Here is a 13,196-nt window from a genome sequence, read left to right as displayed (position 1 = left end):
CCGTTCAGTCGGCAACTTCTATGGCCACTGCCGGCTCAACCCGGCGGGTAGCCGTCCATGGCCTTGCGTGCGGCTTCGCGCAGCGCGCGGGCCTGGTCGGTCTGGCTGCTGCCGTTCTCGTATTCGGCGCTGCCGCTCCACACCGGCTGGTGGCTGTGGGCGTCGAACAGGCTGATGTGCACCACGCTGACGGTCACCACGTAGGTACGGACGACCGGGTAGTAGGCGCCGCCGTACCAGGGGTCGCCCCAGCCGCCGTAGTAGCCGCCACCGTAGTAGTCGGTGGTCTGCCGGGTGCGTTGCTCGCTGGACAGCTGGGCGCTGACGACCAGGTCCGCCGGCGTGTTGTTCCTTGCCGGGCGCAGGCCGCGCTGGTCGAGGGCTTCGCTGACGGCGTCCTGCAACGGACCGCCGAAACCGGTGCCGTCGGCCCAGCTCCAGGAGCGGTAGTGCCCGTAGTCCATCGGCGCTGTCGGGTAGCTGCCGGGGGCGAGCCCCGGATGGGCGGCCGAGGCCGGCGCAGGCGGCATCGGCAGCGAGGCGGCGGTGTACGGGTTGGGGCTCTGGCAGGCGGCCAGGGCGGCGAACAGCGGCAGGATCAGCAGGTAACGCGGCATGAAGGACTCCCGCACGCCCGGTCCGGTCGGCGTGCGCAGCAGAAACTATGCACCTAATCCTGCGGCCGGCACAGCCAGTGCAGGTAGCGGCCCAGACCGGCGAAGGCGGGATGTCGACGGTACTGCAGTTCCATCTCCACCAGGTCCAGCGGCTCGGCCTTGTGCTGGAACTCCACCGGCATGTAGTCGTGGAACACCCGCACGCCGCTGCGTGCCTCGATGCGCCAATGTCCGTCCATGGCCTCTTCCAGCGTGCGCGGGTCGAGCGGCTCCTGCGGGGTCAAGCTCTGGCCCTCGCCGGAGAAACGGTTCTTGCGCAGCTTGCGGAAATGGCCCTTGAGCAAGTTGCGGTAGATCAGCGCATCGCGGTTGTAGAAGGCCAGGGACAGCCAGCCGTCGCTGCGGGTCAGCTGGTGCAGCACGGGGAGGATCGCCAGCGGCTCGGCCAGCCATTCCAGCACGGCGTGGCAGATCACCAGGTCGTAGGGTTCGTTGAGCTGGCCGAGCAGGTCCTGCCAGGGGGCTTCGATGAAGGTGGCTTTCAGGCCCGCCTCTTCGAAGCGCCGGCGGGCGCCTTCGAGCATCGGCGCGGCGGGCTCGGCGAGGGTGACGTCATGGCCGCGCCCGGCCAGCCAGAGCGACATGTGGCCCAGACCCGCGCCGATATCCAGCACGCGCAGCGGGCGGTCCGGCAGGGCTTCGGCGAGGTCGGCCTGCAGCACGGCGAGGCGGATCGCGCCCTTGGCGCCGCCGTAGATCTTCTCGGCGAAGCGGGTGGCCAGTTCGTCGAAATGGCGGTCGCCGGTCTTGGGAGGCTGGCTCACTTGGCGCCCCCTTCGATGAAGCGCCGCTCGCTGTCGGCCAGTTTGGCGCGCACCGCCTGTTCCATGTCGATGCCCAGCTCCGCGCACAGCAGCAGGAGGTAGAGCACGATGTCGCCGACTTCCTGGCCGGCGTGGGCCAGTGTCTCCGGCGGCAGCTGGCGGGATTCGTCCTCGCGCAGCCACTGGAAGATTTCCACCAGCTCGGCCATTTCCACGCTGGCGGCCATGGCCAGGTTCTTCGGGCTGTGGAAGCGGCTCCAGTCGTTGTGGTCGCGGATGGCGTGCAGGCGCGCAGTGAGTTCTTCGAGGTTCATGCAGATGGGGCTCCAACGTGAGCCCCATAGCTTCAGGCTTCAGGCGAGCGCCTTCAAGCGTCGCGCTTCAGCTATCGAGAGGGTTCCAGCTGCCGGCCATGTGTGGCAGGTCGTCCTTGCCGCGCAGGCTGAACTGCCCGGACGGCGCCGGTTCGCTGGCTAGCAGGTTGACCGATGAGGGCAGCAGGACCGGTTTCTGGAAGCGCACCTCGACCTGATAGCCGGCCATCGGCAGTTGCTCGCCCAGGGCCGCCAGGCTGCGCGCCTTGTTCCACAGGCCGTGGGCGATGGCGCGGGGGAAGCCGAACAGCCTGGCACTGGCGGCGGACAGGTGGATCGGGTTGTAGTCGCCGGCGACGCGGGCATAGCGGCGGCCGATATCCGCCGGGCAGCTCCAGGCGTCGATCTGCTCCAGCGGCAGCTCGGCCACGTCTTCGCGGGCGGGCGGCGTGCCGTCCAGGCGCATGCCGCGGAACAGGATGCGGCTGTCGCCTTCCCAGAGCAGGCCGAGCTGGTCGTGCAGCTGGGTGATGATGCTGAAGGTCACGCCCTTCTCGTGGGGTTGCAGGTTGTCCACCCGCACGCTGACGTTGAACGGCCCGAGCCCGCCCAGGGGCCGCAATACGCTGATACGGTTTTCCAGGTGCACCAGGCCCAGCAGCGGGAAGGGGAAGCGCGCGTCGGTGAGCAAGCCCATCTGCAGGCCGAAGGCGAGGACGTGCGGGTAGGTGGGGGGCAGCAGGTGGTTGTCGGGGAAGCCGCAGACCTTGCGATAGCGCTCAAGATGCTTCGGATCGACCGTCACCGGGCAGCGCAGGCCGCGGGTCGGCAGGCTGCGGCCACGCACGCCACGGCGCAGGGCGGCGCGGACGAACAGGCCGGTGAGGGCAGGGGGAGCGGACAGGTCGAGCCAATCACGGGGCATCGGGTATCTCCTGACGGGTCATAGTGTCAGCTTAGCCGCCGCTCTGCGTCGGGCATTGGCCGTGATAACGCGGCGTGCGGCAGGCAAGTCAATCTGACCGTCCGATTGCTCGGAGATTTCGTTCAATGGCCTTCCTGATTCTCTTGAGGGGGGAGAGGAAAGCTGCCTAAGATGGGCCCGCCCCATGGATAACTAGAAAAAACACCATGCGTGATCTGACCGACGATGTGGCGCTGATGCGCCCGGTGATCGACGCCCTGCGCGCCAGTGGCACCGACCCCGACCTTGTATTGGCGCGCGTCGGCCTGCCCGCCGGCAGCCTGCCCGCCGGACGTTTCCCCCACAGCGCACAGAATCTGTTCTGGAAGGCCGCCGCCGAAGAGTGCGGCCAGGAGCACGTCGGCCTCTACCTGGCCGGCCACCTGCCGGCGTTCCACGGCCTGCTGCTGGAATACCTGTTCCTCTCCAGCTCGACCTTCGGCGAAGGCCTGCGCCATGCCCTGCGCTACGTGCGCCTGCTCTCCGACACCCTCAACGCGCGCCTGGAAATCGAGGACGAGCGCGCCGTGCTGCTGCTCGGCCACACCGCCGGGACCAACCGGCATTTCCCGGAAATGCTTGCCGGCGCAGTGGTCCGTCTGTTCCACGCCCTCACCGAAGGCGACTTCAAGCCCCGCGAAGTGCAGCTGATGCACGAGGCCGGGGCGCCCGCCGAGCGCTACCGGGACGTCTACGGCTGCCCGGCGGTGCTCGGGGCCGAGCGCTACGCCCTGGTGTTCGACGCCGCCGTGCTGGACAAGCCCTCGCGCCATGCCGCCCCGGAACTGCTGCGCATGCACGAGTCGCTGGCGCGCCGGCAACTGGCGGAGGTCGAGCGCCTGGACCTGGTGCGCAAGGTGCGCGAGCTGATCGGATTGCTGCTGGTGGACGGCGGCGCGACGCTGGAGCAGGTCGCCGCTCGCCTGGACATGCCGGCGCGCCGCCTGCGCGAGCGCCTGGCCATGGCCGGGGTGCGCTTCAACGACCTGGTCACCGACTACCGCTGCCGGCTGGCCAAGGACCTGCTGCTCAAGACCGATGAGCGCATCGAGGTGATTGTCGAGCGCACCGGCTTCTCCGAGCCGAGCACGTTCTACCGGGCCTTCAAGCGCTGGGTCGGCGAGACCCCGGTGGAGTTCCGCCGCCGCGGCCGGCCACAGACGCCGGCGGAGTGATCGAACCTCTTCGAGTGGAGTGCTGAGTAGGCTTGGCGCGCTTTTTCCACCCGAGGAGTTCCAGATGCAAAGCCGAATTCGTAACGCCCTGCTGTGCAGCGTCGTGCTGTTGGGGAGTCAGCAGGCGCTGGCGAGCCAGACGGGTGAAACGGCCTTCTCCCGCCTGGATCGCGATGCCAATGGCTACATCGAGGCCAGCGACATGACGGCGATGCGCGAGCGCATGTTCCGCCGGCTGGACCGTGATACCGACGGCTTCCTCAGCCGCCAGGAGCTCACCCCGCCGAGCCAGAGCAGCAATCCTTCGCCTAATGCCGTGGTCTGGCCGGACAGCGATGGTGACGAGAAGATCAGCCCGGCCGAGTTCATGGCCCAGGAACCGGCGCTGATCCTGCGGGGCGATCGCGATGGCGATCATCGGGTGAGTGCGGAGGAGTTCCGGCAGTTGATTGCGGCGCGCGGGAAGTGAGTTCGGTGCGGCTGGCCGGGACGTAGGGCGTATAACGTTCGACGTTATACGCCGTCTAGCCTTGGTCCCAGAGCGCTCCGGGATCGACCTTGGCGCCATCCGATCGGTCGAGGTGTATCGGCGTACAACCGCGAACGGTTGTACGCCCTACGGGTCATGCCCCGAGCAGACTCTGCCCGCACACCCGCAATACCTGCCCGCTCACTGCACCCGAGCCCGGCTGGGCGAACCAGGCCACGGCTTCGGCGACGTCCTGCGGCAGGCCGCCCTGGCCCATGGAGTTCATGCGCCGGCCGGCCTCGCGGATGGTCAGCGGGATGGCGGCGGTCATCTGGGTTTCGATGAAGCCCGGCGCCACCGCGTTGATGCTGATGCCCCTCTTGCCCAGCACCGGCGCCCAGGCCTGCGCCAGGCCGATCAGGCCGGCCTTGCTTACCGCGTAGTTGGTCTGGCCCATGTTGCCGGCGATGCCGCTGATGGATGCGAGCAGCACCACGCGGCCGTCGTCATGCAGCTTGTTCGCATCGAGCAGCGCCTGGGTCAGCACCTGCGGGGCCTTGAGGTTCACGTCGATCACCGAGTTCCAGAAAGCCTCGCTCATCTTGGCGACGGTCTTGTCGCGGGTGATGCCGGCGTTGTGCACCACGATGTCCACGCCGTCGGGCAGCGCTTCCACCAGCTGCGCGCCGGCATCGGCGGCGCAGATGTCCAGCGCCACGCCACGGCCTCCCAGGCGCGCGGCGAGGGCGTCGAGGGCATCCTTGGCCGGCGGTACGTCCAGCAGCACCACCTCGGCGCCGTCACGGGCGAGGGTCTCGGCGATGGCCGCGCCGATCCCACGGGCGGCGCCGGTCACCAGCGCGCGCTTGCCCACCAGCGGGCGGCTCCAGTCCTGCACCTGCTTGTCGTAGGCAGAGAGGCGCACCACCTGCCCGGAGACATAGGCGCTCTTGGGCGAGAGGAAGAAGCGCAGCGCGCCTTCGAGCTGGTCTTCGGCGCCCTTGCCGACGTACACCAGCTGCACGTTGCCGCCCCGGCGGATTTCCTTGCCCAGGGAGCGGCTGAAGCCTTCCAGGCTGCGTTGCACGCTGGCGGCGATGGGGTCTTTCAGGGATTCCGGCGCACGGCCGAGGATCACCACGTGCGGGCACTTGTCCAGGCCCTTGAGCGCGCCCTGGAAGAAGGTACGCAGCTCCAGGGTCTGCTCGAAACGGGTCAGGCCGCTGGCGTCGAAGACGATGGCCTTGAGCTTCGGGCCGTGCTCGGCTGTCCAGCGCGGCAGGCCGTACTGGCCTTCGGCGAAGGCGAACACCGCGTCGGTCAGGCGCCCGGAGAACGTCAGCACCGCCTCGTTCAGGTTGCCCTCGCCACCGAGCAGCAGCGCCCCGTCCACCGGCCGCGTGCGCCCGGCGCTCCAGCGCTCCAGGCGGACCGGCGCGGGCAGGCCGAGGGCTCCGACCAGGCGGCGGCCGACGTTGGAGTTGGCGAAGGCGATGTAGCGATCGGTCATGGAACGGGCTCCTGCACGGATTCTCGAAGTGCTGACCACTCTACGCAGCGGCGGGTTCGGCGCAATTGACCGCGCTGACCTGCGCAACGGCGGGGCGGCCAATGCGACACAAGCGGCTAAGGTTAGCCTTGAGCGCACTTCAACGCTCATTCTCAGGAGCCCTGCATGACCCAACTGCGCCGGGTCGCCATCGTCGGCGGCAACCGAATTCCCTTCGCCCGCTCCAACACTGTGTATTCCACGGCGAGCAACCAGGAGATGCTGACCTGTGCGCTGGACGGCCTGATCGAGCGCTACAAGCTGCACGGCGAACGCCTGGGCGAAGTGGTCGCCGGCGCGGTGCTCAAGCATTCCCGCGACTTCAACCTGACCCGCGAATGCGTGCTGGGCACGCGCCTGGCGCCGGAGACCCCGGCCTACGACATCCAGCAGGCCTGCGGCACGGGCCTGGAAGCGGCGATCCTGGTAGCGAACAAGATCGCCCTGGGGCAGATCGAGTGCGGCATTGCGGGCGGCGTGGACACCACCTCCGACGCGCCCATCGGCGTTAACGAAGGGCTGCGCAAGATCCTGCTGGAGGCCAATCGCGGCAAGTCCAACGGCGAGAAGATCAAGAGCCTGCTGAAGATCCGCCCGCGCCACCTGATGCCGCACATCCCGAAGAACGGCGAGCCGCGTACCGGGCTGTCCATGGGCGAGCACTGCGAGCTGATGGCGCAGACCTGGGCCATCCCCCGCGATGAGCAGGACAAGCTGGCCTACGAGAGCCACATCAAGCTGGCCGCCGCCTACGACGAGGGCTGGCAGAACGACCTGATGACGCCGTTCCGCGGCCTGGTGCGCGACCAGAACCTGCGCCCGGACATCAACCTGGAGAAGATCGGCACCCTGAGGCCGGTGTTCGAGCGGGGCCCGCGCGGCACGCTGACGGCGGCCAACTCGACGCCGCTCACCGACGGCGCCTCGGTGGTGCTGCTGGCGAGCGAGGAGTGGGCGAAGGCGCGCGGCCTGCCGATCCTGGCGTACTTCAAGGATGGCGAAGCGGCGGCGGTGGATTTCGTTGGTGGTCACGAGGGCCTGCTGATGGCGCCGGTCTACGCGGTGCCGCGCCTGCTGGCGCGCAACGGCCTGACCCTGCAGGACTTCGACTACTACGAAATCCATGAAGCCTTCGCCGCCCAGGTGCTGTGCACCCTCAAGGCCTGGGAGGACGCCGATTACTGCAAGGAGCGCCTGGGCCTGGACGCGCCGCTGGGCTCCATCGACCGCAGCAAGCTCAACGTGAAGGGCAGTTCGCTCGCCGCCGGCCACCCGTTCGCCGCCACCGGCGGGCGCATCGTCGCCAACCTGGCCAAGCTGCTGGACGCCGGCGGCAAGGGGCGCGGGCTGATCTCGATTTGCGCGGCGGGTGGCCAAGGTGTGACCGCGATCGTGGAAAGGTAATCCAATACATCGGGGCGGCCATGGTCGCCCCCACGATGTAGCAACTCCGTGACTTCAGGCGGTGCCGTGCAAGCGGCGCCGCCTTTTTTTATCCGCGCGTCGGGTGGGCGTTACCTGTAGGAGCGAGCTTGCTCGCGAACACCGGTCGGCACCGAGGCCAGGGCGGTTCGCGAGCAAGCTCGCTCCTACAAGTGAGGCCGTCGCTCGGGGGGGCAATTTCCTTCTAGAAATGCCCCTCAACCGCCCTGCAACATCGCCGGATGCACGCGCCCGGAGAACGGCGTGGACAGCACCAGCGAGGTCTTGCTGGTACCGAACTGCGCCAGGCGGTCGATTAGCTCCTCCAGCTCCTGGGTGCAGCTCACCGCGACCTTGAGCATCACGCAGGCCTCCCCGGTGATGCGGTAGCAGTCGATGATCTGCGGGATTTCCATCAACGGGTCGAGCATGGTCTTGCTGCGGTGGTCGTTCAGCCGCATCTCGATCAGGCACTGGATGGAGCGGCCCATCTTCGACAGGTCTACGCTGGCGTGGTAGCCGGTGATCACCCCGTCCGCCTCCAGGCGCGCCACGCGGTCGGCCACCGCTGGAGGGGAGAGGTTGATGCGCCGGGCCAGCTCGGCGAAGGACATCCGGCCGTCTTCCAGCAGGGCGGCGAGCAGCGCGCGGTCGTATTTGTCCATGGGGGTAACCTCGGGTTTTCGACGAAATTGGATTCAACGGAAAGTCACCGGAAAATCCGTCGAATGAAAAGTGTTATGCCTGCTTTAACGTCGTCTGTGCCTTATCTGGCGTTATCGACCCTCATAAAATGAAGCGCTCCGCCTGTCTTGTCGAGCGCTTCCCATGACCACGATCACCATGCCCAGAGCCCGCGTCTCCCTGACCCTGATCGCTGCGTTCTTCGCCCTGTACTTCATCTGGGGCTCGACCTACCTGGTGATCCGCATCGGCGTCGAATCCTGGCCGCCGATGCTGATGGCGGGCTGCCGCTTCATCATCGCCGGGACCCTCCTGTTCGCCTGGATGCTCTGGCGCGGCGCGCCGTTGCCGACGCTCAAGCAATGCCTGTCGGCGGGCGCCATCGGCATCCTCCTGCTCAGCTGCGGCAACGGCGGGGTGACGGTCGCCGAGCACTGGGGCGTGGCCTCGGGCGTGGCGGCGCTGGCGGTGGCCACGGTGCCGCTGTTCACCCTGGTGTTCGGGCGCTTCTTCGGCAACAAGACCAATGCGCTGGAATGGGCCGGTATCGCCCTGGGCCTGTTCGGCATCGTACTGCTCAACCTCGGCTCCAACCTGCAGGGCAGCCCGGCGGGCGCGGCGCTGATCATCTTCGCGGCGGCCACCTGGGCCTTCGGTTCGGTGTGGAGCCGGCGCCTGTCTCTGCCGGCCGGCGCCATGGCCAGCGCGTTGGAAATGCTGGTGGGCGGCGGCGTGCTGCTGCTGGGCAGCTTCCTCAGCGGCGAGCGCATGACGCAGATGCCGACCGCCGCCGGCTGGGGTGCGCTGGCCTACCTGGTGGTGTTCGGTTCGATCATCGCCTTCAGCGCCTACATGTACCTGCTGGCCAACGTGCGCCCGGCTGCGGCCACCAGCTATGCCTACGTCAACCCGGCGGTGGCGGTGATGCTCGGCGTGGTCTTCGCCGGCGAGCACATCGGCGTCGCCGAGTCCCTGGCGATGGCGGTGATCATCAGCGCCGTGGTGCTGATCGGCCTGCCGCAGTGGCGGCGCCAGGACGCGGCATGAGCTAAGCCCGAAAGGTTATTTCGCCCCGCCCGGCGACTTCGCTAGGGTATGAAACGGCCTCCCCAGTGAGGCCGTTTTCCTTTCTCAGTACACCCGCGCGCCATACGCCCAGGCCACTGACCGACTCTCTCGACGAGGTGCGCATGAACCTGGCGGCGACCGCTTCCCTTCCCGATCTTCCCTCTGCCCGCTGGAGCCGTGCGCTGCGCGCCTCCGGCCTGCTCGACCTGTCGGTGCCGCGCGACTACGGCGGGCGCGGTACCAGTTGGGACGAAGTGCTGCAGACCCTGCGCGACCTGTCCGAGCGCGACGGCACCCTGGCCCGGCTGTTCGCCGTGCATCACTTGCAACTGGCCAGCGTGCAACTGCTGGGGAGCCGCGAGCAGCGCGAACGCCTGTTGCCGCTGAGCGTCGCGCGCGACTGGTTGTGGGGCGAGGCGGTGGATCACCAGGAGCGCCGCCTGCTGGCGCGGGAGCACCGGCGCGGTGGCTTCCTGCTGCAGGGCGGTCGCCACGACTGCTTCGGCGCCGAGGCGGCCGACTGGCTGGTGCTTTCGGCCTGGCACGCGCCCAGCGAAGGCCTGCTGATCGCCGCGCTGCCGGCCGACCGCGACGGACTGGACCGCTTCGAACCCAACGGCGGCGGGCTGCTGCGCTGCCATGAAGTGCGCCTGCATCCCGAGGACATCCTGCTGCCACCGGGCCTGCCCTGGACGCCCCGCGCGCAGCTGCGCGGCAGCCTGTCGGCGCTGCTGCAGGCGAACATTGCGCTGGGCCTGGCCATACAGGCGTGCGATGCGCTGCCTGCACGGGTGGCGGTCAGAGGCCTGCGACGTTTGCTGGGGCTGGGGTTGCGCCTCTCCGAACAGTCCGCCGTGGCCTTCGAGGCAGCGCTGGCGGCGGGCAACGGCTTGAGCTTCACCCGTAGTGCCGCGCTGGCGACCCTGGTGGCGGAAACCTCCGCCGTGGCGCAGCAGGCGGTGGCGCTGGGGCTGCGCGAGGAGGGCGTGCGTGCGCGTTTGCTCGCCGGCGCGACCTGAAGTGCGTTGCTTCGGGCGCTCATAAGTTAAGAACCAAATATTATTTATTACGAGTTTTTTATACCGTTAATCTAGTTTCTACCGGACCACCGGACACCGTTTCAACCCATCGAATCCCGTCCCGTGGTCCGCCCCCTCTGCGGAGGCCGGCACCGCCGTTACCCCAGAGGAAACACCATGAACAAACCTCGTTTCGTACGCCGTGCCCTGGCCGGCGTCGCTGTTGCGGCCGCGCTGTTCTCCCAGAGCGCCGCGTTCGCCGATATCGTCCTCGGCTACCAGACCGGCATCGACCCGACCAAGGTTCCCCAGGCTGATGGCACCTATGAAAAGGTCATCGGCGAGAAGCTCGACTGGCGCCGCTTCAATAGCGGCCCGGAAGTGATCGCCGCCATCGCCTCGGGCGACGTGCAGCTGGGCAACATCGGCTCCAGCCCGCTGGCTGCCGCCACCTCCCGTGGCCTGCCCATCGTCGCCTTCATCGTCTCCGCGCAGATCAACTCGGCCGAGGCCCTGGTGGTGCGCAACGGCAGCAAGATCGAGAAGCCCGAAGACCTGGTCGGCAAGACCATTGCCACGCCCTTCGTCTCCACCTCGCACTACAGCCTGCTGGGCGCACTCAAGCACTGGAAGATCGACCCGGCCAAGGTGAAGATCGTCAACCTCAATCCCACCGAGATCGCCGCCGCCTGGCGCCGTGGCGACATCGACGGCGCCTTCGTCTGGTCGCCCGCCCTGGGCGAGATCAAGAAGTCCGGCAAGGTGCTGACCGACGCCGCCGAAGTCGGCCAGTGGGGCGCACCGACCTTCGAGGTCTGGGTGGCCCGCAAGGACTTCGCCGAGAAACACCCGGACGTCATCGCCAAGTTCGCCAGGGTGAGCCTGGATTCCTTCGCCGACTACAACGCCCACAAGGCGCAGTGGACCGCCGACTCCGAGCAGGTGAAGAAGATCGCCAAGCTGACCGGCGCGGATCCGCAGGACGTGCCCGAACTGCTGGCTGGCTCCGCCTTCCCCGAAGCCCAGGCGCAGCTCTCTTCCGCACTGCTGGGTGGCGGCACCGCCAAGGACATCGCCGGCACCGCCGAATTCCTGAAAGAGCAGAAGCGCGTGCCGTCGGTGCTCAAGGACTACTCGCCCTACGTCAGCGCGGACTACGTGCGCCAGGCGGAGAGCGTTCAGGTCGGGCAGCGCTGAGGCGTTGCTCTTCCTGTAGGACCGAGGGGGACGCCTTGTCCTTGCTCGCGAACACCTGTCGGCTCCGAAGCCAGGGCGGTTCGCGAGCAAGCTCGCTCCTACAAGAGCAAACAGCGCCACGCATTTCTTCTCACCCTACGGAGGGCAGAACATGAGCCGTCTGACGGCCGAGGCGGTCAGCCTCACCTTTCAGCAGCGCGGACGCGAGCGCGTCGTGCTGCGGGACCTTTCTCTCAGCCTGGCCAAGGGCGAATCCCTGGTGGTGCTCGGTCCGTCGGGCTGCGGTAAGTCCAGCCTGCTCAACGTGCTGGCGGGCTTCCAGGCACCGGACAGCGGCCGCGTGCAGATCGACGGCCGCACCCTCGACGGCCCCGGTGGCGAACGCGGCGTGGTGTTCCAGGATGACGCGCTGATGCCCTGGCTGAGCGCGCTGGATAACGTCGCCCTGGGCCTGCGCATCCGTGGCGTCGGCGCTGCCGAACGCAACGCCCGCGCCCATGAAGTGCTGAAGCTGGTGGGCTTGGGCGAGCATGCCGACTACCGCATCTCCCAGCTCTCCGGCGGCCAGCGGCAGCGCCTGGGCCTGGCCCGTGCGCTGGCGGTGGAGCCGGATTTCCTGCTGCTCGACGAACCCTTCGGCGCCCTCGACGCGCTGACCCGCGAGCGCATGCAGGTGCTGACCCTCGACCTGTGGCGCAAGACCGGCAAGGGCCTGTTCCTGATCACCCACAGTGTCGACGAGGCGCTGTTCCTCGCCACCGACCTGGTGGTGATGGACGGCCCGCCCGCGCGCATCGTCAAGCGCCTGCCGCTGGACTTCGCCCGTCGCTACGCCGCTGGCGAGCCGGTGCGTTCGATCAAGTCCGACCCGGAATTCGCGCGTCTGCGCCAACTGCTTCTCGATGAGTTCCTTGAGGAACCGGAGGCCGAGCATGTCCACTGAAACCCTCGCCGCCAAACTCCCGGCCGCCATGCCGAAAGCCCGCGCCGTGCCGGGCGATTACCGCCGCTGGGCCGCTGCCGGCAGCGTCGGCGGCATCTTCGTGCTCTGGTGGCTGGCCACGCACCTGGGCTGGGTCGACACCCTGTTCCTGCCCGCGCCCGAGCAACTGGTGGAAGCCTTCCAGCGTTTGCTCGCCGAGGGCTACGTCGATGCATCGCTGTGGCAGCACATCGGCACCAGCCTGCTGCGCGTGCTGCTGGCGCTGGGCGCCGCGGTGCTCACGGCGATTCCGCTGGGCATCCTCATGGGCCTCAACCCGCTGGTGGGCGCGGCCTTCGATCCGCTGGTGGAGTTCTACCGCCCGGTGCCGCCGCTGGCCTACCTGCCGCTGATCGTCATCTGGTTCGGCATCGGCGAGCTGTCCAAGGTGCTGCTGATCTACCTCGCGCTGTTCGCCCCGCTGCTGATCGCCACCGCAGCCGGCGTGCGCCGTGTGGACAAGTCGCGCATCCAGGCTGTGCGTTGCCTGGGGGCCAGCCGCCTGCAGGTGGTGCGTCACGTGATCCTGCCCAGCGCGTTGCCGGAAGTTCTCACCGGCCTGCGCATTGCGCTGGGCGTGGGCTGGTCGACCCTGGTCGCCGCCGAGCTGATCGCCGCCAACCGAGGCCTGGGCTTCATGGTGCAGTCCGCCGCGCAGTTCCTCGCCACCGATGTGGTGGTACTGGGAATCCTGCTGATCGCGGCCATCGCGCTGAGCTTCGAGCTGGGGCTGAGGTGGGTGCAGAAGCGGTTTGCTTCCTGGGAGTAGGGAGCCAGAGCAAGAGCCCCTCACCCTAGCCCTCTCCCAGTGGGAGAGGGGACTGTTCCGAGTGGGTTTTCGTCCTCTGCCTCACGGCCATTCCTCCGCTGTTGAAGGACGGCAGCGACCTTCCCGAACACACCGAACAACCC

14 protein-coding genes are annotated in these 13,196 nt (G+C 68.1%); 8 read left to right on the top strand and 6 right to left on the bottom strand.

Annotated features, from left to right (window positions below):
- Positions 1 to 35: 35 nt before the first annotated feature.
- The 4 genes from ACNFBT_RS12675 to ACNFBT_RS12660 all read right to left on the bottom strand — a co-directional run bounded on the left by ACNFBT_RS12675 (position 36) and on the right by ACNFBT_RS12660 (position 2,680).
- Positions 36 to 617 (bottom strand): DUF4136 domain-containing protein, encoded by a 582-nt coding sequence (locus ACNFBT_RS12675; RefSeq protein ID WP_416749770.1) that lies wholly within the window; start codon positions 615 to 617, stop codon positions 36 to 38.
- Positions 618 to 670: 53 nt separating this feature from the next.
- Positions 671 to 1,441 (bottom strand): methyltransferase domain-containing protein, encoded by a 771-nt coding sequence (locus ACNFBT_RS12670; protein ID WP_416749768.1) that lies wholly within the window; start codon positions 1,439 to 1,441, stop codon positions 671 to 673.
- Entirely contained in the window at positions 1,438 to 1,755 is a 318-nt protein-coding gene (locus ACNFBT_RS12665; protein ID WP_207882535.1) for a nucleotide pyrophosphohydrolase, read from the bottom strand. Before ACNFBT_RS12665 ends, ACNFBT_RS12670 begins: the two co-directional genes overlap by 4 nt.
- Before the next feature lie 67 nt (positions 1,756 to 1,822).
- Positions 1,823 to 2,680, bottom strand: coding sequence for a MaoC family dehydratase (locus ACNFBT_RS12660; protein WP_416749766.1), 858 nt, complete (start codon positions 2,678 to 2,680; stop codon positions 1,823 to 1,825).
- A gap of 206 nt (positions 2,681 to 2,886) precedes the next feature.
- Here ACNFBT_RS12660 and ACNFBT_RS12655 point away from each other — a divergent pair, with 206 nt between their 5' ends.
- Positions 2,887 to 3,894, top strand: coding sequence for an AraC family transcriptional regulator (locus ACNFBT_RS12655; protein ID WP_416749764.1), 1,008 nt, complete (start codon positions 2,887 to 2,889; stop codon positions 3,892 to 3,894).
- A 64-nt stretch (positions 3,895 to 3,958) separates the two neighbouring features.
- A complete protein-coding gene (locus ACNFBT_RS12650) occupies positions 3,959 to 4,363 on the top strand; it encodes an EF-hand domain-containing protein (RefSeq protein WP_416749762.1) in 405 nt (134 codons plus the stop codon).
- A 154-nt stretch (positions 4,364 to 4,517) separates the two neighbouring features.
- Here ACNFBT_RS12650 and ACNFBT_RS12645 read toward each other — a convergent pair whose 3' ends face one another.
- Complete coding sequence (locus tag ACNFBT_RS12645) at positions 4,518 to 5,873, bottom strand: 3-oxoacyl-ACP reductase (RefSeq protein ID WP_416749760.1); 1,356 nt, start codon at positions 5,871 to 5,873, stop codon at positions 4,518 to 4,520.
- Positions 5,874 to 6,038: 165 nt separating this feature from the next.
- Here ACNFBT_RS12645 and ACNFBT_RS12640 point away from each other — a divergent pair, with 165 nt between their 5' ends.
- A complete protein-coding gene (locus ACNFBT_RS12640; RefSeq protein WP_416749758.1) occupies positions 6,039 to 7,316 on the top strand; it encodes an acetyl-CoA C-acetyltransferase in 1,278 nt (425 codons plus the stop codon).
- Positions 7,317 to 7,552: 236 nt separating this feature from the next.
- Here the strand turns inward: ACNFBT_RS12640 and ACNFBT_RS12635 are convergent, their stop codons facing one another.
- The gene (locus tag ACNFBT_RS12635; protein ID WP_416749756.1) at positions 7,553 to 7,999 is read right to left on the bottom strand and encodes an Lrp/AsnC family transcriptional regulator; all 447 of its coding nucleotides are present in this window, start codon (positions 7,997 to 7,999) and stop codon (positions 7,553 to 7,555) included.
- Positions 8,000 to 8,177: 178 nt separating this feature from the next.
- Here ACNFBT_RS12635 and yedA point away from each other — a divergent pair, with 178 nt between their 5' ends.
- The 5 genes from yedA to ACNFBT_RS12610 all read left to right on the top strand — a co-directional run bounded on the left by yedA (position 8,178) and on the right by ACNFBT_RS12610 (position 13,053).
- Positions 8,178 to 9,065 carry a drug/metabolite exporter YedA gene (gene yedA / locus ACNFBT_RS12630; protein WP_416750108.1) on the top strand — a complete coding sequence of 296 codons (888 nt, stop codon included), beginning with the start codon at positions 8,178 to 8,180 and terminating at the stop codon, positions 9,063 to 9,065.
- A 143-nt stretch (positions 9,066 to 9,208) separates the two neighbouring features.
- Positions 9,209 to 10,105, top strand: coding sequence for an acyl-CoA dehydrogenase family protein (locus ACNFBT_RS12625; RefSeq protein WP_416749754.1), 897 nt, complete (start codon positions 9,209 to 9,211; stop codon positions 10,103 to 10,105).
- A gap of 177 nt (positions 10,106 to 10,282) precedes the next feature.
- Entirely contained in the window at positions 10,283 to 11,302 is a 1,020-nt protein-coding gene (tauA, locus tag ACNFBT_RS12620; RefSeq protein ID WP_416749752.1) for a taurine ABC transporter substrate-binding protein, read from the top strand.
- A 151-nt stretch (positions 11,303 to 11,453) separates the two neighbouring features.
- Positions 11,454 to 12,245, top strand: coding sequence for a taurine ABC transporter ATP-binding protein (locus ACNFBT_RS12615; protein WP_416749750.1), 792 nt, complete (start codon positions 11,454 to 11,456; stop codon positions 12,243 to 12,245).
- On the top strand, positions 12,235 to 13,053 hold the full coding sequence (locus ACNFBT_RS12610; RefSeq protein ID WP_416749748.1) for an ABC transporter permease subunit: 819 nt from the start codon (positions 12,235 to 12,237) through the stop codon (positions 13,051 to 13,053). The genes ACNFBT_RS12615 and ACNFBT_RS12610 overlap by 11 nt, the downstream gene beginning before the upstream one ends.
- Positions 13,054 to 13,196 lie beyond the last annotated feature (143 nt).

The organism is Pseudomonas sp. NY15181 (assembly GCF_048068055.1).
GTDB lineage: Bacteria > Pseudomonadota > Gammaproteobacteria > Pseudomonadales > Pseudomonadaceae > Pseudomonas.
The sequence above is the reverse complement of the archived record's forward strand: the minus strand, read 5'-3'. Positions and strand labels throughout refer to the sequence as shown.

Coding starts and splice junctions, on each gene's coding strand:
- ACNFBT_RS12625 (WP_416749754.1), top strand. CDS start 9,209: ATGAACCTGGCGGCGACCGCTTCCCTTCCCGATCTTCCCTCTGCCCGC.
- yedA (WP_416750108.1), top strand. CDS start 8,178: ATGCCCAGAGCCCGCGTCTCCCTGACCCTGATCGCTGCGTTCTTCGCC.
- tauA (WP_416749752.1), top strand. CDS start 10,283: ATGAACAAACCTCGTTTCGTACGCCGTGCCCTGGCCGGCGTCGCTGTT.
- ACNFBT_RS12635 (WP_416749756.1), bottom strand. CDS start 7,999: ATGGACAAATACGACCGCGCGCTGCTCGCCGCCCTGCTGGAAGACGGC.
- ACNFBT_RS12675 (WP_416749770.1), bottom strand. CDS start 617: ATGCCGCGTTACCTGCTGATCCTGCCGCTGTTCGCCGCCCTGGCCGCC.
- ACNFBT_RS12615 (WP_416749750.1), top strand. CDS start 11,454: ATGAGCCGTCTGACGGCCGAGGCGGTCAGCCTCACCTTTCAGCAGCGC.
- ACNFBT_RS12645 (WP_416749760.1), bottom strand. CDS start 5,873: ATGACCGATCGCTACATCGCCTTCGCCAACTCCAACGTCGGCCGCCGC.
- ACNFBT_RS12660 (WP_416749766.1), bottom strand. CDS start 2,680: ATGCCCCGTGATTGGCTCGACCTGTCCGCTCCCCCTGCCCTCACCGGC.
- ACNFBT_RS12655 (WP_416749764.1), top strand. CDS start 2,887: ATGCGTGATCTGACCGACGATGTGGCGCTGATGCGCCCGGTGATCGAC.
- ACNFBT_RS12665 (WP_207882535.1), bottom strand. CDS start 1,755: ATGAACCTCGAAGAACTCACTGCGCGCCTGCACGCCATCCGCGACCAC.
- ACNFBT_RS12640 (WP_416749758.1), top strand. CDS start 6,039: ATGACCCAACTGCGCCGGGTCGCCATCGTCGGCGGCAACCGAATTCCC.
- ACNFBT_RS12610 (WP_416749748.1), top strand. CDS start 12,235: ATGTCCACTGAAACCCTCGCCGCCAAACTCCCGGCCGCCATGCCGAAA.
- ACNFBT_RS12650 (WP_416749762.1), top strand. CDS start 3,959: ATGCAAAGCCGAATTCGTAACGCCCTGCTGTGCAGCGTCGTGCTGTTG.